Source organism: Streptococcus sp. KHUD_016 (assembly GCF_051106465.1).
GTDB lineage: Bacteria > Bacillota > Bacilli > Lactobacillales > Streptococcaceae > Streptococcus.
Map to the genome: position 1 here is coordinate 1731201 of NZ_CP193663.1, position 21625 is coordinate 1752825.

The 21625-nt window shown below is 41.7% G+C and carries 22 protein-coding genes, 1 tRNA gene and 1 riboswitch; of the genes, 3 read left to right on the forward strand and 20 right to left on the reverse strand.

The window, feature by feature from the left end; translation table 11 throughout:
• Nucleotides 1-15: 15 nt before the first annotated feature.
• The 4 genes from ACORHV_RS08240 to ACORHV_RS08255 form a co-directional block, all read right to left on the reverse strand.
• On the reverse strand, nt 16-435 hold the full coding sequence (locus tag ACORHV_RS08240; RefSeq protein WP_000867301.1) for a chromosome partitioning protein ParB: 420 nt from the start codon (nt 433-435) through the stop codon (nt 16-18).
• A 27-nt stretch (nt 436-462) separates the two neighbouring features.
• The gene (locus tag ACORHV_RS08245) at nt 463-1113 is read right to left on the reverse strand and encodes a phosphatase PAP2 family protein (protein WP_000653438.1); all 651 of its coding nucleotides are present in this window, start codon (nt 1111-1113) and stop codon (nt 463-465) included.
• Nucleotides 1103-1666 (reverse strand): ECF transporter S component, encoded by a 564-nt coding sequence (locus tag ACORHV_RS08250; RefSeq protein WP_000185822.1) that lies wholly within the window; start codon nt 1664-1666, stop codon nt 1103-1105. Before ACORHV_RS08250 ends, ACORHV_RS08245 begins: the two co-directional genes overlap by 11 nt.
• 163 nt (nt 1667-1829) lie before the next feature.
• A riboswitch (FMN riboswitch) is annotated at nt 1830-2048 on the reverse strand.
• Nucleotides 2049-2088: 40 nt separating this feature from the next.
• Complete coding sequence (locus tag ACORHV_RS08255) at nt 2089-2592, reverse strand: tRNA (cytidine(34)-2'-O)-methyltransferase (RefSeq protein ID WP_434398107.1); 504 nt, start codon at nt 2590-2592, stop codon at nt 2089-2091.
• Between the two features lie 400 nt (nt 2593-2992).
• Here ACORHV_RS08255 and trkA point away from each other — a divergent pair, with 400 nt between their 5' ends.
• Together trkA and ACORHV_RS08265 are read left to right on the forward strand one after the other, a co-directional pair.
• Nucleotides 2993-4342, forward strand: coding sequence for a Trk system potassium transporter TrkA (gene trkA, locus ACORHV_RS08260; RefSeq protein ID WP_414398376.1), 1350 nt, complete (start codon nt 2993-2995; stop codon nt 4340-4342).
• A gap of 3 nt (nt 4343-4345) precedes the next feature.
• Nucleotides 4346-5785 (forward strand): TrkH family potassium uptake protein, encoded by a 1440-nt coding sequence (locus tag ACORHV_RS08265; RefSeq protein ID WP_125422924.1) that lies wholly within the window; start codon nt 4346-4348, stop codon nt 5783-5785.
• An 88-nt stretch (nt 5786-5873) separates the two neighbouring features.
• Here the strand turns inward: ACORHV_RS08265 and ACORHV_RS08270 are convergent, their stop codons facing one another.
• The 5 genes from ACORHV_RS08270 to ACORHV_RS08290 all read right to left on the reverse strand — a co-directional run bounded on the left by ACORHV_RS08270 (nt 5874) and on the right by ACORHV_RS08290 (nt 12358).
• Complete coding sequence (locus ACORHV_RS08270) at nt 5874-6803, reverse strand: ATP-binding cassette domain-containing protein (protein ID WP_001291311.1); 930 nt, start codon at nt 6801-6803, stop codon at nt 5874-5876.
• A gap of 10 nt (nt 6804-6813) precedes the next feature.
• On the reverse strand, nt 6814-7881 hold the full coding sequence (locus ACORHV_RS08275; protein WP_049479470.1) for an ABC transporter ATP-binding protein: 1068 nt from the start codon (nt 7879-7881) through the stop codon (nt 6814-6816).
• Nucleotides 7882-7889: 8 nt separating this feature from the next.
• Nucleotides 7890-8816, reverse strand: coding sequence for an oligopeptide ABC transporter permease OppC (oppC, locus tag ACORHV_RS08280; protein ID WP_434398111.1), 927 nt, complete (start codon nt 8814-8816; stop codon nt 7890-7892).
• Nucleotides 8816-10312, reverse strand: coding sequence for an ABC transporter permease (locus ACORHV_RS08285; RefSeq protein ID WP_434398113.1), 1497 nt, complete (start codon nt 10310-10312; stop codon nt 8816-8818). Before ACORHV_RS08285 ends, oppC begins: the two co-directional genes overlap by 1 nt.
• 66 nt (nt 10313-10378) lie before the next feature.
• Nucleotides 10379-12358, reverse strand: coding sequence for a peptide ABC transporter substrate-binding protein (locus ACORHV_RS08290; protein ID WP_076984802.1), 1980 nt, complete (start codon nt 12356-12358; stop codon nt 10379-10381).
• A gap of 307 nt (nt 12359-12665) precedes the next feature.
• Here ACORHV_RS08290 and ACORHV_RS08295 point away from each other — a divergent pair.
• Nucleotides 12666-12736 (forward strand) — tRNA-Cys (locus ACORHV_RS08295).
• Between the two features lie 80 nt (nt 12737-12816).
• Here the strand turns inward: ACORHV_RS08295 and ACORHV_RS08300 are convergent.
• The 11 genes from ACORHV_RS08300 to ACORHV_RS08350 all read right to left on the reverse strand — a co-directional run bounded on the left by ACORHV_RS08300 (nt 12817) and on the right by ACORHV_RS08350 (nt 21606).
• The gene (locus ACORHV_RS08300) at nt 12817-14148 is read right to left on the reverse strand and encodes a hemolysin family protein (RefSeq protein ID WP_434398115.1); all 1332 of its coding nucleotides are present in this window, start codon (nt 14146-14148) and stop codon (nt 12817-12819) included.
• Nucleotides 14149-14283: 135 nt separating this feature from the next.
• A complete protein-coding gene (locus tag ACORHV_RS08305; protein ID WP_070656924.1) occupies nt 14284-15108 on the reverse strand; it encodes a DNA/RNA non-specific endonuclease in 825 nt (274 codons plus the stop codon).
• A gap of 40 nt (nt 15109-15148) precedes the next feature.
• Nucleotides 15149-15343: a DNA-directed RNA polymerase subunit beta gene (locus ACORHV_RS08310; protein WP_251464291.1), complete on the reverse strand. Its 195-nt coding sequence runs from the start codon at nt 15341-15343 to the stop codon at nt 15149-15151.
• Entirely contained in the window at nt 15330-16613 is a 1284-nt protein-coding gene (gene murA, locus ACORHV_RS08315; protein ID WP_414324070.1) for a UDP-N-acetylglucosamine 1-carboxyvinyltransferase, read from the reverse strand. The genes ACORHV_RS08310 and murA overlap by 14 nt, the downstream gene beginning before the upstream one ends.
• Before the next feature lie 23 nt (nt 16614-16636).
• Complete coding sequence (locus ACORHV_RS08320) at nt 16637-16867, reverse strand: DUF1146 family protein (RefSeq protein ID WP_002892633.1); 231 nt, start codon at nt 16865-16867, stop codon at nt 16637-16639.
• 55 nt (nt 16868-16922) lie between these two features.
• On the reverse strand, nt 16923-17960 hold the full coding sequence (locus tag ACORHV_RS08325) for a SepM family pheromone-processing serine protease (protein ID WP_000730770.1): 1038 nt from the start codon (nt 17958-17960) through the stop codon (nt 16923-16925).
• On the reverse strand, nt 17944-18432 hold the full coding sequence (gene coaD, locus ACORHV_RS08330) for a pantetheine-phosphate adenylyltransferase (protein ID WP_206284198.1): 489 nt from the start codon (nt 18430-18432) through the stop codon (nt 17944-17946). The genes ACORHV_RS08325 and coaD overlap by 17 nt, the downstream gene beginning before the upstream one ends.
• Nucleotides 18422-18961 (reverse strand): 16S rRNA (guanine(966)-N(2))-methyltransferase RsmD, encoded by a 540-nt coding sequence (gene rsmD / locus ACORHV_RS08335; RefSeq protein WP_084856776.1) that lies wholly within the window; start codon nt 18959-18961, stop codon nt 18422-18424. Before rsmD ends, coaD begins: the two co-directional genes overlap by 11 nt.
• Before the next feature lie 64 nt (nt 18962-19025).
• Nucleotides 19026-20018 carry an aspartate--ammonia ligase gene (gene asnA / locus ACORHV_RS08340; protein ID WP_000747998.1) on the reverse strand — a complete coding sequence of 331 codons (993 nt, stop codon included), beginning with the start codon at nt 20016-20018 and terminating at the stop codon, nt 19026-19028.
• 109 nt (nt 20019-20127) lie between these two features.
• On the reverse strand, nt 20128-20811 hold the full coding sequence (locus ACORHV_RS08345; protein WP_001076860.1) for a Bax inhibitor-1/YccA family protein: 684 nt from the start codon (nt 20809-20811) through the stop codon (nt 20128-20130).
• 54 nt (nt 20812-20865) lie between these two features.
• Nucleotides 20866-21606 (reverse strand): TrmH family RNA methyltransferase, encoded by a 741-nt coding sequence (locus tag ACORHV_RS08350; RefSeq protein WP_008289068.1) that lies wholly within the window; start codon nt 21604-21606, stop codon nt 20866-20868.
• Nucleotides 21607-21625: the final 19 nt, after the last annotated feature.

Genomic DNA, 21625 nt, shown 5'->3' on the forward strand with positions numbered 1-21625 from the left:
ACAAGACACAATGCACTACCTATTTATAAGGCCTGTTTCATCTGCTTTCCTTTTCAATAAGAGAGTTGCTGCTTGATTAAAACCATCACACCAGTTATACCATTTTGCTTCATACTCATCTTGAGCTAAGATATGATTTTTTAAATCCAGAACAGAGTAAATCATTCTTTCCTCACAAGCTTGCGCATAGAGATGATATAGTTCATCACCACCATCTCTATCCCACTCAGCAGAAATCGTATCCCGACCTGCCAATAAAGCCTGATAAGCCCTGTGATGTCCATCTGTAATCAACAAGCAATTTCCAAAGGCAAGAATACTGATTGGATCGACTTGGATTGTTTCTGCCGACTGGTAAAGCATCTGAATATCTTGCAACTTCTTTTCTGATAAGTATAGTTGAGTCGGATGAAGATCTGCTATATTGACTTTCATTTCTTTCTCCTCAAAGGAATTTGATACTCACTTCTGCTTGCCTTTAAATCGCCATTGGAATCGGAGCTTGTCATAGAAGGGAAACTCGATAAACAGGACTCCCAAGCCCACACAGAGACTGGCAAGGACATCTGATGGATAGTGAACTCCCAGATAGACCCTTGATACAAGCACACTGACTAGGTAGAGACCAAGGACGATTTGCACGATTTTTCTCCAGACTGGATTTTTAATCCGTTGACTGAGAATGACAATCAGAGAACCGACCAGCAAGGTTACAGCCAGAGAATGGCCGCTTGGGAAGGAAAATCCCTTCTCCTCAACCAAGTGTAAAATAGCTGGTCGTGGGCGCTGGTAGATATTTTTAAAGGTCACGATTAAAAGACCAGCCAAAGCCAAATTCCCTAGCATGAAGAAACTTTCTATCTTCCACCGCTTACGATAAAAGATAAAGGCTACGATGACAACCCAAGTGATAATCACTGGGATATCAATCAGGCGTGTGATGGCTCGGAAAAGAATAGTCAAGTAATCTGGCAAGTCTCCTCGAACGGCAGTCTGTATCGGTTGGTCAAAACCGACCAGCGTTTCAGGGTAAAATTTGACCATGTAGCCAAGAATAACGAAAAGTAAAAGGGCAAAACTGCCCTTCATTAAAAATGTTTGTTTATCTTTCATAATGTTTTAAGGTTGGTTTCAAGAGAATATACAACAACCAGAATGAAACGGAAAAGATTACTCCCTCAATCAAGTTAAAAGGTAATACCATGGTCATTAGGTAGTTGGAAAGTCCCAAAATTTTTCCAATATCAAAGTTAGCAAACTTAGCGTACAAAGGAACAGCGTAAACATAGTTGAGAACCAACATAGCCACGGTCAAGCCAATAGTTCCAGCTAGAGAGCCTAGTAGGAAACGAAGGGTTGTCCGTTCCTTTTTCCAAATCAAAGCAAATACGATGACAAAAACTCCCAAAGCTACGATATTCATTGGCAAACCAATGTAAGTATTCACTCCCTGGCTGTTAAGAAGCAGCTTCAAGAGTGAGCGAAGCAAGAGAATTCCTAGAGCAGCAGGCAAATCCATGACCACCAAGCCCACAAGGACTGGCAAGATACTAAATTCGATCTTAAGGAAGGATGCCGCTGGTAAAAGCGGAAAGTCAAAGTACATCAGCACAAATGAGATAGCTGATAGAATTGCAATGGTCGAAAGTCGACGTGTGTTTGTCATAACAGGTTCCTCCAATTTTCTATAAAATCAGAAGAAGTTAGAAAGGATTTTTCTATCTATTCTCACTTTTTATATCCCAAAAGTTCCCTCTCACTCTATTAAGGAAATTCAAGCAAGCGGTTACAGTTTAGCTATAAATCTATCAGAACAGACAAAGCTATTCTTTCGTCTTCTCCCATCCAGACTATACTGTCGGTTGTGGAATCTCACCACATCAGCTTGCGCTCGCGGACTTATTTGGCTAAGATATTTTAGATTTATCTAGGCGTCGCAGTCGAAGATAATACTTAAAGTATATCGAGACAAGACAACGACGAGAAAGCTAAAATAGCTAGTCAAATTTACCGCCGGTCGGGAATTACACCCAGCCCTGAAGACCCCTTTATCATAACAAAAAACGCTTGCAAGTGCAAGCATTTTGATTATTTCAATTTATCTGCTTCATAGGTGTGAACAAGCTCAAGACCAACAAAATTTTGTTGACGAAGAGCCTCATAGACAATCATGCAGACCGTATTAGACACATTGAGGCTACGGACATGTTCATCATTCATAGGAATACGGAGAGCCTTCTCTGGATGTTCACGCATAAAGTCCTCTGGCAAACCCTTATCCTCACGTCCGAAGAGAAAATACTGATCTTCACCGCTTGCCAAATTTGCCTCAGAATAGACCTTTTCTGCAAATTTCGAAATCAGGTAGACTTGCCCTTTCATCTGAGACATGAAATCTTCCAAACTGTCATAAAAATAAATCTCTAACTTATCCCAGTAGTCCAAACCAGCCCGCTTCATCTTGCGATCATCGATAGGAAAGCCCATAGGCTTGATGATGTGGAGGGGAGAATTGGTCGCAGCGCAAGTACGCGCAATGTTACCTGTATTTTGTGGAATCTGAGGTTCAAATAATACAATGTGATTTGTCATGACTGGCTTCCTTTTATCATTGCAAAAAAATAGCCACACTGCCCGGAGTCAAGCTCAGCAAACAGCGTGGTTAAGGCATCGTTAACTTACCTCACAACAGGTTTGAAGTAAATCAGCGAAACTACTTTCTTAGTATAACACTTTCAGAATCATTGTCAATAGAAATGACTTGATTTTTTTACTTTTTTTGATGATATTTTCATGTTTGGTCATTCCCTTTCTGAAAAGGTATAGTAAAAGAGCCAAATCACTTCAAATCGGAGACATCGTTATAGAAATTAAGCAAATGTATCTTCAAAACGTGAAAAAGGCCTTTCTTCCCTTAAAAATCGCCTTAGCAAGTGCATTTTTTGCTAAAAAAGGGTATGATAGTTACATCATGAAAAAGTAGGTTTTTTATATGAAAATTGTCCTCGTTGGTGGAGGGAAAGTTGGTTTCGCCCTCTGTCGTTCACTGGTTGCAGAAAACCATGACGTTGTCCTCATCGAACAAGATGAGGCTGTCCTCAATCACATTGTCAGTCGCTATGATATCATAGGTCTCCTTGGAAATGGTGCTGACTTTGCCATCTTAGAGCAAGCCGGTGTTCAAGAGTGCGATATCTTTATCGCCCTAACCGAACACGATGAAGTGAATATGATTTCAGCGGTACTTGCTAAAAAAATGGGCGCTAAAGAAACCATCGTTCGGGTGCGAAATCCTGAATACTCTAATGCCTATTTTAAAGAGAAAAATATTCTTGGATTTTCACTTATTGTTAATCCAGAGCTCCTGGCAGCGCGTGCGATCTCAAATATCATTGATTTCCCTAATGCCCTCTCTGTCGAACGATTTGCTGGAGGTCGGGTCAGTCTCATGGAATTTGTTGTCAAGGACTCTAGCGGTCTTTGTCAAATGCCAATCTCAGACTTTCGTAAAAAATTTGGTAACATCATTGTCTGTGCTATGGAGAGGGATCATCAACTGATGATTCCAAGCGGTAATGTTATTATCCAAGACAAGGATAGGATTTTTGTTACGGGAAATCGTGTAGATATGATGCTTTTCCATAACTATTTTAAATCTCGTGCAGTGAAAAGCTTACTTATCGTTGGAGCTGGAAAGATCGCTTATTATCTGCTTGGCATTTTAAAAGACAGTCGCATTGATACCAAGGTCATCGAGATCAATCCTGAAAGAGCTCGTTTCTTCAGTGAAAAGTTTCCCAATCTCTATATTGTCCAAGGAGATGGAACTGCAAAAGACATTTTGCTGGAAGAAAGTGCTCCCCACTATGATGCAGTCGCAACCTTGACTGGGGTTGATGAGGAAAATATCATCACCTCTATGTTTCTTGACCGTGTTGGCGTCCATAAAAATATCACCAAGGTCAACCGAACAAGCCTTCTAGAGATTATCCACGCGCCTGATTTTTCGAGTATCATCACACCAAAAAGCATCGCAGTGGATACCATTATGCACTTTATCCGTGGTCGAGTAAACGCTCAGTATTCAGATCTTCAAGCCATGCACCATCTCGCAAATGGTCAAATTGAAACTCTCCAATTCCAAATCAAGGAAGCTAATAAAATGACTGCCAAACCTCTATCACAGTTGAAATTGAAAAAAGGGGTTCTCATTGCAGCCATTATCCGAAAAGGAAAAACAATCTTCCCTACTGGAGAGGATATGCTTGAGGTGGGAGACAAGTTACTCGTGACGACCTTATTGCCAAATATCACCAAAATTTATGATTTGATTGAGAGGTAAAAAATGAATAAAAGTATGATTCGTTACCTCCTCTCAAAACTTCTCTTGATTGAGGCTGTTCTTCTCTTAGTTCCTGTTAGTGTAGCGATCTATTACCAAGAATCCAGTCAAGTATTTATCGCTCTCTTTTCTACGATTGGAATTTTAGTCCTTCTCGGTGGTCTAGGCGTTTTACGGAAACCGAAAAATCAGCGGATTTATGCCAAGGAAGGGGTCTTAATTGTTGCTCTCTGTTGGATTCTATGGTCTTTCTTTGGTGGCCTCCCCTTTGTCTTTTCAGGACAAATCCCAAGCGTCATTGATGCCTTCTTTGAAATCAGCTCTGGATTTACGACTACAGGAGCAACTATCCTGAACGATGTTTCCGTTCTCACTCGTTCCCTCCTCTTCTGGCGAAGTTTCACCCACTTGATCGGAGGGATGGGGGTACTCGTCTTTGCGCTTGCCATTATGGACAATGCCAAGAATAGTCACTTGGAGGTGATGAAGGCTGAGGTCCCTGGTCCTGTCTTTGGTAAGGTCGTATCCAAACTAAAAAACACTGCCCAGATCCTCTATCTGCTTTATCTGGCTCTCTTCTCCCTTTTTGTGGTTATCTACTACCTAGCAGGCATGCCTCTCTATGATAGTTTTGTCATCGCTATGGGAACGGCAGGAACTGGGGGCTTTACCGTCTATAACGACGGAATTGCCCACTATGGTAGCTCACTCATCACCTATCTAGTTAGTATCGGAGTTCTGGTTTTTGGAGTTAACTTCAATCTCTACTACTACCTCATGCTCCGTCGGGTTAAGGCTTTCTTTGGAGATGAAGAACTACGAGCATATATCATCATTGTCCTAGTTTCTACCGGCTTGATTACGCTTAATACGCTCCACCTCTACCAAGGTGTCTCTAAAAGTGTTGAAATGGCCTTCTTCCAAGTTTCCAATATCATCACAACAACAGGTTTTGGTTACGGAGATATTACCAACTGGCCCCTCTTCTCCCAATTTATCCTCCTCTTCCTCATGGGAATCGGTGGATCAGCTGGCTCAACTGCAGGTGGTCTTAAGGTGATCAGAGGACTTATCCTCTCTAAAATCGCAAAAAATCAGATTTTGTCCACTTTATCTCCTCACCGTGTTTTGACTCTACACGTCAATAAAACTGTGATTGATAAGGATACCCAGCACAAAATTCTTAAATATTTTGCTATCTATATGATGATCATTCTCTCTCTCATCTTTATCGTCAGTCTTGATAGTAATGATTTTCTAGTCGTGACCAGTGCGGTCTTCAGCTGTTTTAACAATATCGGACCTATTCTAGGCACAACCTCGAGTTTTGCCATCTTTAGTCCCATCTCTAAAATCCTCCTCTCCTTTGCAATGATTGCAGGTCGCTTAGAGATATACCCTATTTTGCTACTCTTTATGAAACGTACCTGGTCTAAACGTTAATTACAATACAATTCCCCTTTTACAAGCAAGTAAAAGGGGAATTTTTCTATTAAAAATGAGAAGACCTTTCGGTCCTCTCTTAGTCTGTTTATTTTTTAAGAGCTTCTTTGTATCGAGCAACTTCTGCTTGGTTAGCCCAAACATAGTGACCTGGACGAATTTCTACCATAGATGGCTTGTCTGTCTCATAGTCATGTTGGTCAGGATCGTAAACTTTCAAGACCTTCTTGCGTTCCAAGATTGGATCTGGAATTGGTACAGCAGATAGAAGCGCTTGAGTGTATGGGTGGACAGGATTGTTAAACAACTCCTCTGTCTCCGCCACCTCGACGATAACTCCCTTATAGATAACCGCGATACGATCTGAGATAAAGCGAACAACTGACAAGTCATGCGCGATAAAGAGATAGGTCAATCCCAACTCTTTTTGGAACTTCTTGAGTAAGTTCAAGACTTGCGCACGTACTGATACGTCCAAGGCTGAAATTGGCTCATCCGCAATAACGAAATCAGGTTCCATCACAAGGGCACGGGCAATCCCGATACGCTGGCGTTGACCACCAGAAAACTCGTGTGGATAACGGGTTAAGTGTTCTTTCAAAAGTCCAACTTCATGAATCATCTTTTGAACTTTTTCTTTTCGATCTTCTTCGTCTTTGAACAAATGGTAGTTGTAAAGACCTTCAGAGATAATATAGTCAACTGTTGCACGCTCATTCAAGCTAGCTGCAGGGTCCTGGAAAATCATCTGGATACGACGGATCAAGTCTGATGATTCCTTATGAGATTTTTTCCCATTAATTTTATGACCATCAAAGATGATCTCACCTTTACTAGTATTATTTAGACCAATAATGGCACGACCAATCGTTGTTTTCCCACTACCAGACTCACCAACAAGAGAGAAGGTTTCTCCCTTGTTGATAAAGAAGTTGGCGTTTTTAACCGCGACAAACTTCTTACTTCCTTCACCGAAGGAAATTTCTAAATCTTTAATTTCTACTAATTTTTCAGACATTTCCTTCCTCCTAGTCTTCTAGATGAGCAAAGCCCATTTTATCACGAATCTTGTCATGCAAATCTGCAATGACCCCAGGTTTTTCAACTTTAGGAGCATTCTCATGAAGCAACCAAGTCTTAGCCCAGTGGGTATCCGTGACTGAAAACTGAGGTGCTTTCTGTTCAAAGTCAATTTGCATCGCATAATCTGAACGAAGGGCAAAGGCATCACCTTTCAACTCAGTATAAAGAGACGGTGGTGTTCCTGGGATAGAGTACAATTCCCCTTTATCATCAGCAAGCTGAGGCAAGCTAGACAAGAGACTCCAAGTATATGGATGACGTGGGTCGTAGAAAACTTCCTCAACAGTTCCATATTCTACAATTTCACCAGCATACATAACCGCTACCTTATCGGCAATACTTGCTACCACACCAAGGTCATGGGTGATAAAAATAATGGTAAAGTGGTACTCATTTTGCAAGGTTTTAAGCAAATCAATGATTTGCGCTTGAATGGTTACATCAAGGGCCGTTGTTGGCTCGTCACAGATCAAGATATCTGGACGACAGGCAAGGGCAATCGCAATAACGATACGTTGGCGCATCCCTCCAGAATATTGGAAAGGATACTCTTCAAAACGTTTTTCAGCATCTGGGATTCCGACCTTATTCATATAGTCGATTGCCATCTCTTTGGCTTCCTTAGCTGTTTTTCCTTGGTGTTTAACGATAACTTCAGTGATTTGGCTACCGATTGTATTGATTGGGTCCAAACTTGTCATAGGATCTTGGAAGATGGTCGCAATTTTAGCACCACGAATCTTCTCCCATTCCTTGTTAGAAGTAAGAGCGGTCAAGTCTTGTCCACGATAGTCGATGCTTCCTTGGGCAATACGTCCATTGTCTTCTAACATCCCTGTAAAGGTTTTTGTTAAAACAGATTTACCAGAACCGGACTCACCTACCAAGGCCAGAACTTCTCCTTCAATCAGGTCCAGAGACACTCCTCGGATAGCTGTCAGAACTTTGTCACGAACGTCAAATTCCACGACAATATCACGAGCAGTCAAAATTACATTATTTTCTTTTGTCATGTCTACTCCTATCTATGTGTACGTGGATCACTAGCATCCGCTAGGTTTTGACCAACAACGAAGAGAGATAGGGACACCAAGATCAAGGTTGTCAACGGAATCCAGAATAAGTAAGCGTTGGTCGTAACGTTTTGTGAGTAATCTGAGATCAAGCGTCCCAGACTTGGCACTGTTACAGGCAATCCCAATCCAAAGAAGGAGAGGAAGGCTTCATAAGAGATGAAGCTTGGCAACATCAAGGTCATCGTAGAAACAATAACGGATACCAATTGTGGCATGATATTTTTAACGATGATTTTAAAGGTTGGTGTTCCAAGTGTTTGGGAAGCAAGATTGTATTCCAAGTCACGGTAACGCATGATTTGGATACGAATCATATAAGCAATCCCAATCCAAGTTGTCACACTCATGGCAAAAATCAGATTCCAGAAACCAGCACCGATTGAGTAAGTCAAGACAATGACAATCAAGAGAGATGGAATGTTTGAAATAATGTTATAAACTTCCATCATGACACGGTCTACAGATTTTGAAATTCCCCAAATTCCACCAACAATAACCCCAATTACAAGGTTGATAAAAGTTGCAATGACAGAGATGAGGATAGAGTTACGCGCACCAAACCAAACCCCGTCAAACAAGGATTTACCATTACTATCTGTACCAAACCAATGTTCAGCATTGGGTTTGATAAAACGAGCAGAAAAGTCATTGACCTTACTTACATCGTTGAAGTCAAAATCTGAGAACATTGGGTAAATAAAGCTCATCAAGATAATGGCAACCAAAATCCCCAACATAACGACTGTTGATTTTTTCTTTAGAAACTGTCTAAATACAGAACCCCAGTATGAATAGGCAGGAGCATCAATTGTTTCAGAGGCAAAATCGTCACGTTTTACGAACTGAAATTTTTCTTTATCGATTGTTGACATTATTTGCCTCCTTTCTCTGTCAATTTAATACGTGGGTCAAGCATGGTCATCCAGATATCTCCTACAAAGAGTGAGAAGATCGAAATACATGTGAAGATAAAGACAAGACCAACTACCATTGAGTTGTTTGATGCCTTAACAGAGTCAATCAACATTTTACCCATACCTGGGAAAGCGAAGACCGTTTCTGTCAATGTTGCACCACCGATAACCCCGATAACGGCACCAGGAATACCTGAAACCAAAGGAACCATGGCATTTTTAAAGATATGTTTATTTGAAATTTCTTTTTCAGACAAACCTTTTGCACGCGCAAAACGCACAAAGTCTTGAGATTGCAAGTCAATCATGTAACGACGGATCCAGATAGCCGTACTTGGTGCTCCTAGCAAACCTAGAATAACTGCCGGCAAGACATAAGAACGCCAATCTCCAGCACCTAAGATAGGGAATGAGTCTGGTAGACCAATAGATGATCCAATCAAACGAACGATGTAAACCAAGGCAATCGTTGGAAGAGCAAGCAAGAAGGTCAAAGCACCTGTCGAGAAGCTATCAATCCAAGTATTCTTGTGGCGAGCCATAGCAGAACCAAGAGGAATGGCGATAGCATACGAAATAATCAAACCAATCAAACCAGCAATCGCTGAACTTGTAATCATTGATGGGTATTGGTAATTGCTTTCTGTAGCTGTATATGGATCGTCCTTACCATAGTTGGCTACCTCACGCGCGTCTGCTTGACTTGGTGATTTGTAGGTACGAGAGTAGATATCTACAGATGAAGTCTTTTTACCTGTAGGGAATTGAACTTCTGATGTCTTAGTTTGTCCCTGACCTTGTGTGATAACTTGAAGCACTGGTGTGTTTGCATAAGTTGGGTAAGAGTCACCTAAGTTAATGTTCACAAAGTTCTGGTGTACAAATGGGAATTGGTTGTTGAAATACAAAAGATACTTATGTTTTGTACCTGAACCAACCAATGACCAACCGATAGCAGGGTCATTTTCAAAACGAAGATAACGTTCCAAGTTTGGATTTTCAGGGTCCTGAATCTTGTTTGTATGATCAATATCAATCAAGTTGGCATAGAATTTGAAAACACGTTCAAAAATCGGAATTTCACGCGTAGCATAGAATTGACCACTTTCTGAGAATACACCTAGCGTCCAACCATTTCCTAGTTGGTTGATGTATTTTTCGTAGATTGCCTTGTTGGTATCGTTGGCATCTACTGTTACAGATGAGTCTATCGTGCTCGCTTTTTCTTGCAACTCCTTGGTATCGTAGTACTCGATATAGCCCATCCGCTCATAAACGGTATTTTCATAATTGTCTCGTTTATCTGGCGTCGTTGCAATCTTGTTATAGTTGGTATCCTGCTTGAAAATCAATTTCCGAGGAACCATCGTATAGATAATTGTGTAGGTCAAGGTTGTCACCAAGAAAATAGACAACAATGAACGCAATACACGCATAAAAATATATTTCTTCATATCGTTTCCTTTTAAAATCCCAAAAGAACCTTCTCCTCATGGAGAGAAAGTTCTCTTGAGAGTTATTTATTTAACGTGATTAGCCAATTCTTTTTGAACTTTTTCGTTTGATTCTTTTTTCTCTTTGAGCCATTTTTCACGAGCTTGTTCATAGTCAGCTTTTGTTACAACCTTATCTTGTAACTGAATATACTTGAAGTATACGTCTGAGCCCTTATCTCCAGATTGGCTGTATGATGCTGTGAATGGTACAACACGAGAAATGAATGGTGCAGCACCACTTGATGACATAGCTGGCAAGAAGAGGGAGCTGTCTGTCAACCAAGCTTGAGCAGCCGCATATTTTTCATAACGCACATTCAAGTCATTGGTTTCTTTTGCAGCTTCATCAACTAACTTATCGTATTCCTTCAAACCAACTTGGGCAGCTGCTGCATTTGCTGGATCATCATAACCCATGTAAGTTTTTGTTTGTTCGCTGTTAGTTGTTTTCAAGATATCAAGGTAAGTTGATGGATCTTCATAGTCTGGGCTCCATCCAACTGCTCCTGAGAGATCCCAATCTTCTGCTGCAGCGTTTGCGGCATAGTATGTGATATTGTGCAACTCATCTTTAGAAATTTGTTGAATATCAATGACTACGTTTCCTTCACCAAGTACTGTTTCAACGGATTGTTTGAAGGATTGAATACGAGCAATAAGACCCTTATTTGTTTGGTCAACTGGAATATCCAAGTGGATAGGGAATTTCACACCTTCTGCTTCCAAAGCAGTCTTAGCTTTGGCAAATTCAGCTTTGGCTTTATCGGCGTTGAAGAGTCCATCTTGACCATCCGCAAAGTTAACATTCTTCCACTCATCACCGTAAGCAGCCATCTTTTCAGTTACCAAGTCACCGAAAGTTTTTTCACCTGCAGAGACAAAACCTGGTTTCACAAAGAGGTTACGAACTGCAAGAGGAGCACCTTCTTTACCATTAATTTGTGCTGAGTAAGAAGTACGCTCAAAGGCGAAGTTCAAAGCCTGACGGAAGTCCTTGTTAAGAAGGGCTTTCTTGGTAGAAGTCTTCTCTTCATCAGTTGTTTTAGAAGTGTATTTGTAACCTTGACGGTCAATATTCACACCCAAACCAGCAATACCAGGTCCTGATGGAGTGTAGTAGATATTGTCTTTGTATGTTTCTTCTACCTTAGAGTAGTTTGAACTTGTTGGGAAGAGACGAGCATAGCTATAGGCTCCACTTGTAAAGTTACGTTCAATTGACTCTTGGTCTGATCCATCATAGAAAGCAAGGGTTACTTTATCAATGTGAACATTATCTTTGTCCCAGTAATTTTCATTCTTAGCGAATTCAATAGAAGATTTAGCAGTCAAACCTTTCAGTAAGAACGGACCATTGTAAAGCAATGATGTAGGGTCAGTTGCTTTGGCAAAGTCAGCCCCTTTTGATTTTTCAAAATCTTCGTTCAATGGCCAGAAGATTGAGTAGGCTAGCTTAGAGTTCCAGTATGGTTCTGGTTTGTTCAAAGTGTATTCAAGGGTATAATCATCAACTGCTTTTACACCGACTGAAGCAAAATCTTTATTGTTTCCAGCTTTATAGTCAGCTAGACCTTTAACTGAATCTTCTGCTAGATAAAGTGCTTCAGACTTGTTATCAGTTGCGTGTTTCAAGCCATTTACAAAGTCTTTAGCTGTCACTTCAGCATACTCTTCGCCATCTGATGTCATCCATTTGACACCCTTACGAATCTTGTAAGTATAAGTCAAACCATCTTTTGAAACTGACCAGTCTTCTGCAACTGCAGGGACTAGGTTCCCATACTTGTCGTTTGTGAAAAGACCATCGATACCATTTGAAGTGGCAACCTTAGTACTTTGTTTCCCTGAAATGAGGTAATCCAAAGTTTCTGGGTCAGCTGAATAAATATAGCCATAATTTTTTGGCGCTGTAGAATCAGATGATTTTGAAGAACCACAAGCAGCTAAAACGCCAGTTGCTAATAGGGCAATTCCTGCTGCGACAAATACTCTACTTTTTTTCATATTGTTAACTCCTCTTTGAAAAATTTAGGCTTATTGTCAATTATATCATATATTATCTAAAAAGTAAACGAATTTTCAGAATATTTAGGCGTATACCCTCAAAAAACTTTCATTTGTCAAATTTCTACACTCTTTGTTTGCTATCTAGGTGATTAGATGGCAATTTTACAGCCTGTGAAGACTGATTCCCAGACTTTCTCTCTTGGTTTTAAAGCCTGTCATAAAAAGGGAAAGTTTCCTAAATTGGATTTTCGGTTAAGAAACTATTGACGTAGAATCATTTTCAAGGTATAATAATAAACGTTGAGGCGGTATAGCCAAGTGGTAAGGCACGGCTCTGCAAAAGCTTGATCGTCGGTTCAAATCCGTCTACCGCCTTATAGTAAACCAAAAGACTCCCCGTGAGTCTTTTTTCTTATAAATGGGAGCTTGAGCACCTGATGGTGACTCAAGCTCTTTTATTCTGTTTCTTCTTCATTTTCTATTTCAGTGATTTGAACTTTCACCTTGGTAACACGTCCGTTTTTCACCTTGTCGTTGGTGAGTTTGATTTGTTTGTTTTGGCTAACCAACTCAAAGCTGATTTTTTCAGTTGTTGGAATGGTTCCTACTCCAGTTAGATAGTAGCCTGCGATAGTATCAACGTCATCACTTTCCAATTCAACATTAAAATAGGCATTGAAGTCATTGAGTGTCATCGTCCCTTGAACGATATAGGTATCGTCCCCAATTGGGTGAACCTCAATTTCTGCTCGGTCTGTCTCGTCGTCGATTTCTCCGACAATCTCCTCCAGCAGGTCTTCCAGTGTGACCAAACCAGCCATACCACCATATTCATCGAGCAAAATAGCCATCTGTCTCTGGGTGTTTCGCAGTTCTTTTAGCAAGTCATCCACAAAAATAGTTTCAGGAACAAAGAGTGGATCTTGTAAGATCTTCTTCCAGACAATATTTTCAAAGCCATCTGCATAGGCAGCGTTTAGCAAACGCTTGGTATGAATCAAACCAATCACATTGTCCTTATCCCCATCATAAACAGGGATACGTGAGAAATTTTGCTTTAGAATACTTTGGATAATGGTTTGACTATCATCCTGAATATCCACCATAAAGGCATCTGTCCGAGGAACCATGACTTCTCTCGCCATCAGCTCATCTAGAGAGAAGATCCCTTGTAACATCTCGATTTCGTCTGCATCCAAAGTTTCCTCACTTTTGGTCAACATGTACTCAATTTCATCTCGAGTCATTTTTTCATCCGCATCATCAAAGGTCATTGGCGTTAAACGACTCAAGAGATTGGTTGAAGCAGATAACAACCAGACAAAGGGACTGACAATCTTCCCAAGACCAATAATAATTGGTGCTGTTCGAATTGCCAAAGCATCTTTGAGATTGAGGGCAATCCGTTTAGGATAGAGTTCACCAAAAACAATAGAGATGTAGGTCAAGAATGCCAAAGAGAGGAGGCTTGCAATGGCATAAGCTGTTTCACTATTTCCTATCCAAGATGCGATTTCGCGTCCTAGCGTTTCTGCTAAACTAGCCCCTGACAAGATGGTAATTAACGTGATACCAACTTGAATTGTTGATAAAAAGTGGTTAGGATTTTCAAGTACCTTTAACAAACGAACGTAACGTTTGTCTCCCTCTTCTGCCTTTTGCTCCACTCGGGAACGGTTTAGTGACACCATAGCCATTTCAGTGGCTGAGAAAAAAGCATTTAACAGGGTCAAGATAAATAACAATACAAACTGTAGCAACAAATTCTGACTGCTCGGGTCTTCCATAGTCCTTCTCCTAAAATAGTATCTTGTGTTCCATTATATCATAAAATCCCTCAGGATTCACATTATTTTTCATTTAAAGAACAACTCCCCTGCCTCTAGAAGACAAAGGAGCTGTTTTTATAGTATCTATTGTTTCTAATCCGTCACTGTTACTTGCCCTGTTCGGTAATCAAGCTGGATTCCCTTTTGAACATTGGGGATTAGGACATTGAATTCCAATTCGCCATCTGAAGACTTGGCTTCGATTTGTGAAGCGGATGGAACTAGGTCCTCATTTGTCGCATAGTGGAGCGTCACCCGATAACGGACCCTCTTATTTTGGTCCAAGGCTTTTCTGACCAAACTCTCATAGTAGTTCTGACCTGTCGAATCTTCAGCCTGTGCTTGGTTTGCCCAAGCTGTCTGGACTGCAATGTTCTTGGGATTGCTAGTAGAGGCATCAAAACCATCCAGACCTCCTATCAAGGCATAGCCCAGCAGGTGTCCTCTATCGACTGCATGTGTATAGGCTCCCTTTAGATTCTTGACCTGATGCCATCCTGGTGGCGTCCAAGAGGTTGAGCCGTTGCCTGTTTCTTCACGATTCTTATACTGCCGAGTCGCTTTGGATAAGATGGCATTGGCAACAGTTGGAACTGTTTCTTTTCCCACTGTCTTTGTTTTATTATCCGCATAGGGTTTGCTTGAAACCTTGGCATCTAGATTGGTTTTATTGCCATTGACAATGAAGGCCCCTGCTCCATTCCACTCGAGCTCCCCTTTGATTTGGTTTTTGATTGACTCAGTTAAAACACTTTCAGCCAACTCCTGACTGGGAGCTTCTGAAGCTTGTTTTTTCTGACTAACCTTGGTTCTAGGGGTGTTTGGCGCTGACTGCATCTGCTTGATGTAGTAGCTTCCAGCAGCCAAGAGTAAGAATAGAAGTAACCCTATCAGAGCTTGTCTTGTTTTTTTGTCCATTTTTCTCCTTATTTCTTTAGAAAAAGACTGGTCTCCCAGTCTAATTTCCTGTAAATTTGCTCATCAATTCCTGCCACTTTGCTGGAGACAAGATTGCCCATGGATCCTGTCCCTTTCCTAGGATGCCATAGCCAACCATCAAGCCGATTCCTAAAGCCAGAAAGCCAAGCAATAGTACGATAAAAATCAACAGTAAACGACGGAGTACATAGCGTAAGTTTTTATTCTTCTTCATCATTTGCCTCGATTCGCTGAATCTTCGCTCCTAGCTGAGCCAATTTCTCATGGAAACGGTAGTAACCTCTATCAAGGTGGACTAACTTACCGACAACTGTTTCTCCCTGTGCCACCAAACCTGTCAAAATCAAAGCAGCACTGGCGCGAAGGTCCGTTGATAAAACTTCTGCCCCCTGTAAAGCTTGTCCCCCAACAATACGAGCTGTGTCACGGATAATCTCTGAATGCAAGCCCATACGGCGCATTTCCTCCAAGTGTTGGAAGCGATTCTCAAACACCGTTTCCACCATGGTGGATTCCCCTTTTGCGACTGTCATCAGGGCTGTAAATTGTGCCTGCATATCTGTTGGGAATCCTGGGTGCGGTAAGGTTTTTACATGAACAGCCTTGAGATTTTCAAGTTGAGAACGAACACGGATACCTTCTGATTCCTCTGTCACTTCAACACCCATTTCAAGTAGTTTTGAAATCAAGGGGCGATTGTGTTCCCAGACGGCATCACGAACGAGAACATCGCCACCTGTCATAGCTGCCGCTACCATAAAGGTTCCGGCTTCTATACGGTCCTGTACCACATTATGAGTTGTTCCATGGAGTTCCTCAACACCAGTTACTGTAATTGTTTCAGTACCAGCTCCCTTGACCTTGGCTCCCATTTCATTAAGAAGGATAGCAAGGTCAACAATTTCCGGCTCACGCGCAGCATTTTCAATGACAGTCACTCCATCCGCTAGAGTCGCTGCCATCATGAGGTTTTGTGTTGCGCCAACACTAGGAAAGTCCATGTAGATATGAGCGCCATGCAGGCGTTCTGCCTTGGCTTCGATGTAACCAGCTGTCTGGCTAATCTTAGCTCCCATAGCTTCCAAGCCCTTGAGGTGGAGATCGATTGGACGACTCCCTATGGTACAGCCCCCTGGCATGGATACCTTGGCATGGCCTACACGAGCAAGGATTGGTCCCAAGACAACGATGGATGCCCGCATCTTGCTGACATACTTGTATGGAGCTTCCTCCGTGATATCACCAGTCGCATCAACCTCGACAACATGAGCTTCCTCATCAAAGTCCACCTTGGCATTCAGACCTCGAACCACTTGATTCATGGTGAAAACATCTGACAAGATTGGGACGTTCTGCAAGACTGTCTTACCCTTGCTTGCTAGAATAGTCGCTGCCAACAAGGGCAAGACTGCATTCTTTGCTCCCTCGATCGTCACACTCCCGACCAGACGATTATCTCCGCCTTGAACCACAATTTTTTCCATAGTTGTTTCCTTTACTTTTGATTTTATAATAGTCCTCTAAGTGCTTCTTGCCACAGTTGGTACAAACTGATAAAGAATGAACTCAAGATGTAGCCCATCACAATACTAAAGAAGCCTACCAACAAACGAACCTTTTTTGTGTTAGTAGCGGTCACTTTTAAAACCTTTTCCCATCTCACAAGATCCTTCAAAAGGTAAAAACTCAAATAAATAAAGAGTATATGACTACTTAGAGTGAATAATAATTGAACCATTTGACTATTATACCATCTTATCCGCTTGCGCGCTAGTTTTCGATTTTTCTACGAATTAGGGATTGTTTTTAAGGTAATCAATCGCATCCTGCAAGGTCTTAACCGGAACGATTTTCATCTCTGTTTTGATCGTTTTAGCAGCTTCTAGGGCTGTTTCATAGTTGCTTTTCGCATTGGGATCCGCTTTTTTTGCTTCCTCGGTGACTGGATTGTCAGGGGCAAAAAAGATGTTGGCTCCCTGACGAGAGGCTGCAACTACTTTTTTGTCAATTCCACCGATGTCGCCAACATTTCCATCGCGATCAATGGTTCCCGTTCCCGCAACGACGCGACCATTACGAAGTCCTGGATCTGCTATCTGGGTGTAAATAGCGAGGCTAAACATGAGACCGGCACTTGGCCCGCCGATACCAGCTGTTGAAAAGCGAATTGGAACATCACTGGTCACTTCCGTACGGTCAATCAAACCAATCCCAATACCGTTTTTCCCGTTTTCGAGAGTGATAATTTTACCTTCTGCAGACTTGACTTTTCCGTCTTCTTCATAGGTTACCTTGACCGTATCCCCTAATTGTTGAGAATTAACATAGTCGACCAAGTCTTTTGAACTGTCAAATGTTTTGTCATTAACAGCCGTCACGGTGTCTGCTATGTTCAGAATGCCCTTAAAAGTTGAATTGTCCGTCACGGTCAAGACATAAACTCCCAGATACTTGAGTTCAATATCCTTACCAGCGGTCTTCAATCCTTGATACTTGGCCATGTTTTGAGAAGTTTGCATATAGAACTGATTGATCCGCATAAACTCCGCATCCGTAGAGCCACCCGTAGTCTCCTTGGCGCTTCTAATATCTGTGAAAGGTGTTAACCAAGCATAGACAAGATGCGATAGGGTTGCGTGTCGAATACCAACTGTCACAAACTGGTAAGCTCCTGCTTCTGTGTCTTCTCTTTCATTGACTTTCAAAACGCGACGAATATCTTCCGCTCCACCTGGAACTTCTATGTAGTATGGTAAAGGTACTACAAAGGCTAAAAAAGTCAATACTAGTGCTAGGATGACATATAAGGGCCATCTAGTTTTTTTCTTCATGTTCTAATTCCTCCACAACACTGTTTGGGACATATTGCTGAATCTCCTGACCAAACTTCAGAAGTTCTCTCACGGCCGAAGAGCTAATATAAAGATGCTCTGGGCGACTATATAGGTAAATGGTTTCGATTTCTGGAGCCAGTTGATGATTGTAGTAATCAAAACTAGCCTCGTATTGCAAGTCGGTGGCATTTCGCAAGCCACGGACAAGGGTCTTAGCACCCAGTCTTCTTGCAACATCGACAACCAGTTGGTCATGAGAAGCCAGCACCTCTATATTATCTAAATGCGCCACCGCTTTTTCGACTGCTCGTTTACGGTTTTCAACAGGGAGAAAGCCTTGTTTGTGGGGATTGTAGAACACCCCGACATAGAGCTTATCAAAGAGTTTGCTGGCACGTTCAATGATATCCAGATGTCCATTTGTCATCGGATCAAATGAACCTGTAAATAATCCAATTTTATCTGACATAGACTGTCACCTTACTAATCCCATATATTTTTTCCTTCCAGATACCTAAGCAGGCGATTTCTTCTGGAAGTTCTACAGACTTATCGGTTTCACAGACAACCATGACCTCTTCGGAGAAAAGGTTTCTTTCTGCCATTTTCTCGATATCTGCAACGATTTGTTCCTTGGCATAAGGAGGGTCTAAAAAGACCAGGTCAAAGGGACCATTCACTTGCTCCAAGGCCCGTTCAGCCTCCATCTTTAAGAGCTGAAATTTGGAAACTTCCTTGGTCATTTGGATATTTTCGACGATGATAGCTTGTGCCTTTCGATCCCGTTCCACTAAGACAGCATGGGACATCCCACGCGAGACTGCCTCAATGGATAAGCCGCCACTGCCAGCATAGAGATCCAAGACACGGCCACCCTCAAAATAGGGACCTATCATGTTAAAGATAGCTCCACGCACCTTATCTGATGTCGGCCTCGTCGTCTTGCCTTCTAGCGTCTTGAGGGGGCGCCCTCCGTAGATTCCTGATACGATTTTCATACCGTTTATTATACCAAATTATAGGCAAAAAGAGAAAGAAAACCGAACCTTGCGGTTCGATTCTCTACAAAATATTTTCGTACGTATCGCGAACTTCTTGAGGCCAGACACTGGTCTGAACCTCTCCGATGTGTTTCTTACGAAGAAGGAACATGGCCATACGAGACTGTCCGATACCTCCACCGATTGTCAGTGGGAAAAGGCCGTTAAGCAAGGCTTTATGCCATTCCAGCTCAAGACGATCTTCGTCTCCTGTAAGAGCCACTTGGCGACGAAGAGTATCCTCATCTACCCGAATCCCCATTGATGAAAGTTCAAAGGCACAACCAAGAGATTCGTTCCAAACGAGAATATCGCCATTTAACCCTTTGTAGCCATTTTCAGACTCTGTTGTCCAGTCATCATAGTCAGGTGCACGGCCATCATGAGGCTTGCCATCAGGCAACTCGCCACCAATACCAATCAAGAAGACTGCACCAAACTCTTTACAGATCGCATTTTCACGCTCTTTCGGTGTTAGATCTGGATAGCGTTCCACCAACTCTTCTGTATGGATAAAGGTGATTTGTTTTGGCAAGATAGATTCGATATCGTAGCGAGCTTCTACGGCTAGCTCTGTTAGACGAATAGCCTTGTAAATCTTCTCAACGGTTTCTTTGAGATAGGCGATATTGCGTTGACCATTTGGGATAACCTTCTCCCAGTCCCACTGGTCCACATAAACTGAGTGGGTCGCATCAAGCGAATCTTCGTCTGGACGAAGGGCCTTCATGTGAACAAATAGACCCTCACCTTCACCGAAACCAAAACGAGCCAAGGTGTGGCGTTTCCATTTGGCAAGTGAGTGAACGACTTCATAGGTTTCATCTGGAATCTGCAAAACCTTGACAGATACTGGATTTTCGACACCTGATAGGTTGTCCTGCATCCCATCCCCGACCTTGCTCAAGATAGGACCTTGAACCTCAACAACTTCTAACTTATCTTTCAAATACTGGGTAAAAGTGTTCTTCACAAAGGAAATTTCTTCTTGTTGATGAATAAAACTTTTCTTCATAAACAGCTCCTCAAAAATTAGTTAAAAGCATTATACACCTATTTCCAAGAAAAGAAAAGAGTAAATAAGAAAAAGTCAGTGCTCTTTTGAACACTGACTCTGTCATTCATTAATCGTTTCGACCAAAGATTCGTAAGATGCTAAGGAAGAGGTTGATAAAGTCTAGATAGATGCTGAGCGCCATTGAGATGACCCATCCTGTCGCTACTTGCCCTCGTGACTGCTCATAAACATAGCGAATCTTTTGGTTGTCCCAAGCAATCAAACCTGAGAAAACCAAGACCATGGCAATACTAATCATGTAGTCAAAGAAACTATTGGCTAGAAAGAGGTTAACGACCATGGCAATAATTAACCCGACAAGCGCAGCCATCAGAGCTCGTCCCATTCCACTCAAATCTTTCTTGGTGAAAATTCCGATTGCCGCCATGACAAAGAAGAGAAGGGCACTGGATACAAAGGCTGATAAGACGGTCCCAGGTGTATAGAGGGCTACGACAAAGCTGAGCGTAAAGCCATTTAAAACAGAATAAACTAAAAATACTGGGAGAGCTGCTGGGCTATTTTTTGTAGCCATGCTACTTGCAACAAAGACTAAACCAAGTTCTGCAAAAGTTGCAATCATCAACCAGAGACGGCCATGCATTAAAAAGTAAGTCAATTGAGCTTGGAAGACTGTCAACATCAAAGCTGACACGAGAGCCGATAGACCAATCCCAAGTCCCACAAAAGCATAAACCTTAGCGTAAAATTGATTAAGACCTGAACGTTCTTGAATAATCGTTTGATTCATTCTGATTCTCCTTTTTCTATAAATATGTCTTGATTATAACAAAGATTTTATAAATTAGCTAAAATAAAACATCAAAATTCCTGCTGCAACTGCTACGTTGAGACTTTCTGCTCGGCCTTTCATGCCAATATGAACCAGCTGATCAGCACTCTCAGCCATGACAGAACTAATCCCCTGCCCTTCATTTCCCATGACTAAAACAAAGTTCTCTAGTGAAGAAAGCTCACGATAATCCTTTGACTCTCTCGATAAGGTCGTTGCCAGAATGGGCAAATTGCTCTTCTTTGCCTCTTCTACAAAGCTGACAAGAGGCATACGATAGATAGGCAAATGAAAATGACTTCCTTGCATGGAACGCAGGGTCTTGAGACTGTATATATCTGCTGACTTGTCTGAAACAATAACCCCTGTAAAACCTGCCGCATCCGCCGTCCGAATCATGGTGCCCACATTACCAGGATCTTGAACATCCTCTAAAAATAGATACTTGCCCTGATGGAGATCAGGCAGTCCCACTTCTTCTTTTTGAATCACTGCAACAATGCCTTGAGGAGTTTGCGTATCTGCCAAATCTAGCAAAATCTCCTCTGAAACCCAAATAGTTTGAGGAAAAGCAACTAGCTGATCTCGGTAACTTTCTAGGGCAAAGACCTTTTCAATCGTCACTCCTGCTTGAACAGCTTCTTCGAATAAGTGCCAGCCTTCAATCAAATAAGCAGACTTTCGATATTTTTTTTGATGTAATTTCTTGGCATTTTTTACCACAGAATTGGCTTTTGAGGTTATAATAGTCATAGAAATATTATAACACAAT

What these genes read in the sequence shown, in the direction of transcription:
- ACORHV_RS08250 (WP_000185822.1), bottom strand. Translation starts at nt 1,666, where the DNA reads ATGACAAACACACGTCGACTTTCGACCATTGCAATTCTATCAGCTATC.
- ACORHV_RS08265 (WP_125422924.1), top strand. Translation starts at nt 4,346, where the DNA reads ATGAATAAAAGTATGATTCGTTACCTCCTCTCAAAACTTCTCTTGATT.
- oppC (WP_434398111.1), bottom strand. Translation starts at nt 8,816, where the DNA reads ATGTCAACAATCGATAAAGAAAAATTTCAGTTCGTAAAACGTGACGAT.
- ACORHV_RS08255 (WP_434398107.1), bottom strand. Translation starts at nt 2,592, where the DNA reads ATGACAAATCACATTGTATTATTTGAACCTCAGATTCCACAAAATACA.
- ACORHV_RS08345 (WP_001076860.1), bottom strand. Translation starts at nt 20,811, where the DNA reads ATGAATCAAACGATTATTCAAGAACGTTCAGGTCTTAATCAATTTTAC.
- ACORHV_RS08300 (WP_434398115.1), bottom strand. Translation starts at nt 14,148, where the DNA reads ATGGAAGACCCGAGCAGTCAGAATTTGTTGCTACAGTTTGTATTGTTA.
- asnA (WP_000747998.1), bottom strand. Translation starts at nt 20,018, where the DNA reads ATGAAGAAAAGTTTTATTCATCAACAAGAAGAAATTTCCTTTGTGAAG.
- ACORHV_RS08285 (WP_434398113.1), bottom strand. Translation starts at nt 10,312, where the DNA reads ATGAAGAAATATATTTTTATGCGTGTATTGCGTTCATTGTTGTCTATT.
- ACORHV_RS08305 (WP_070656924.1), bottom strand. Translation starts at nt 15,108, where the DNA reads ATGGACAAAAAAACAAGACAAGCTCTGATAGGGTTACTTCTATTCTTA.
- ACORHV_RS08270 (WP_001291311.1), bottom strand. Translation starts at nt 6,803, where the DNA reads ATGTCTGAAAAATTAGTAGAAATTAAAGATTTAGAAATTTCCTTCGGT.
- ACORHV_RS08350 (WP_008289068.1), bottom strand. Translation starts at nt 21,606, where the DNA reads ATGACTATTATAACCTCAAAAGCCAATTCTGTGGTAAAAAATGCCAAG.
- trkA (WP_414398376.1), top strand. Translation starts at nt 2,993, where the DNA reads ATGAAAATTGTCCTCGTTGGTGGAGGGAAAGTTGGTTTCGCCCTCTGT.
- ACORHV_RS08245 (WP_000653438.1), bottom strand. Translation starts at nt 1,113, where the DNA reads ATGAAAGATAAACAAACATTTTTAATGAAGGGCAGTTTTGCCCTTTTA.
- ACORHV_RS08320 (WP_002892633.1), bottom strand. Translation starts at nt 16,867, where the DNA reads ATGGTTCAATTATTATTCACTCTAAGTAGTCATATACTCTTTATTTAT.
- rsmD (WP_084856776.1), bottom strand. Translation starts at nt 18,961, where the DNA reads ATGAAAATCGTATCAGGAATCTACGGAGGGCGCCCCCTCAAGACGCTA.
- ACORHV_RS08310 (WP_251464291.1), bottom strand. Translation starts at nt 15,343, where the DNA reads ATGAAGAAGAATAAAAACTTACGCTATGTACTCCGTCGTTTACTGTTG.
- murA (WP_414324070.1), bottom strand. Translation starts at nt 16,613, where the DNA reads ATGGAAAAAATTGTGGTTCAAGGCGGAGATAATCGTCTGGTCGGGAGT.
- ACORHV_RS08240 (WP_000867301.1), bottom strand. Translation starts at nt 435, where the DNA reads ATGAAAGTCAATATAGCAGATCTTCATCCGACTCAACTATACTTATCA.
- ACORHV_RS08325 (WP_000730770.1), bottom strand. Translation starts at nt 17,960, where the DNA reads ATGAAGAAAAAAACTAGATGGCCCTTATATGTCATCCTAGCACTAGTA.
- coaD (WP_206284198.1), bottom strand. Translation starts at nt 18,432, where the DNA reads ATGTCAGATAAAATTGGATTATTTACAGGTTCATTTGATCCGATGACA.
- ACORHV_RS08275 (WP_049479470.1), bottom strand. Translation starts at nt 7,881, where the DNA reads ATGACAAAAGAAAATAATGTAATTTTGACTGCTCGTGATATTGTCGTG.
- ACORHV_RS08290 (WP_076984802.1), bottom strand. Translation starts at nt 12,358, where the DNA reads ATGAAAAAAAGTAGAGTATTTGTCGCAGCAGGAATTGCCCTATTAGCA.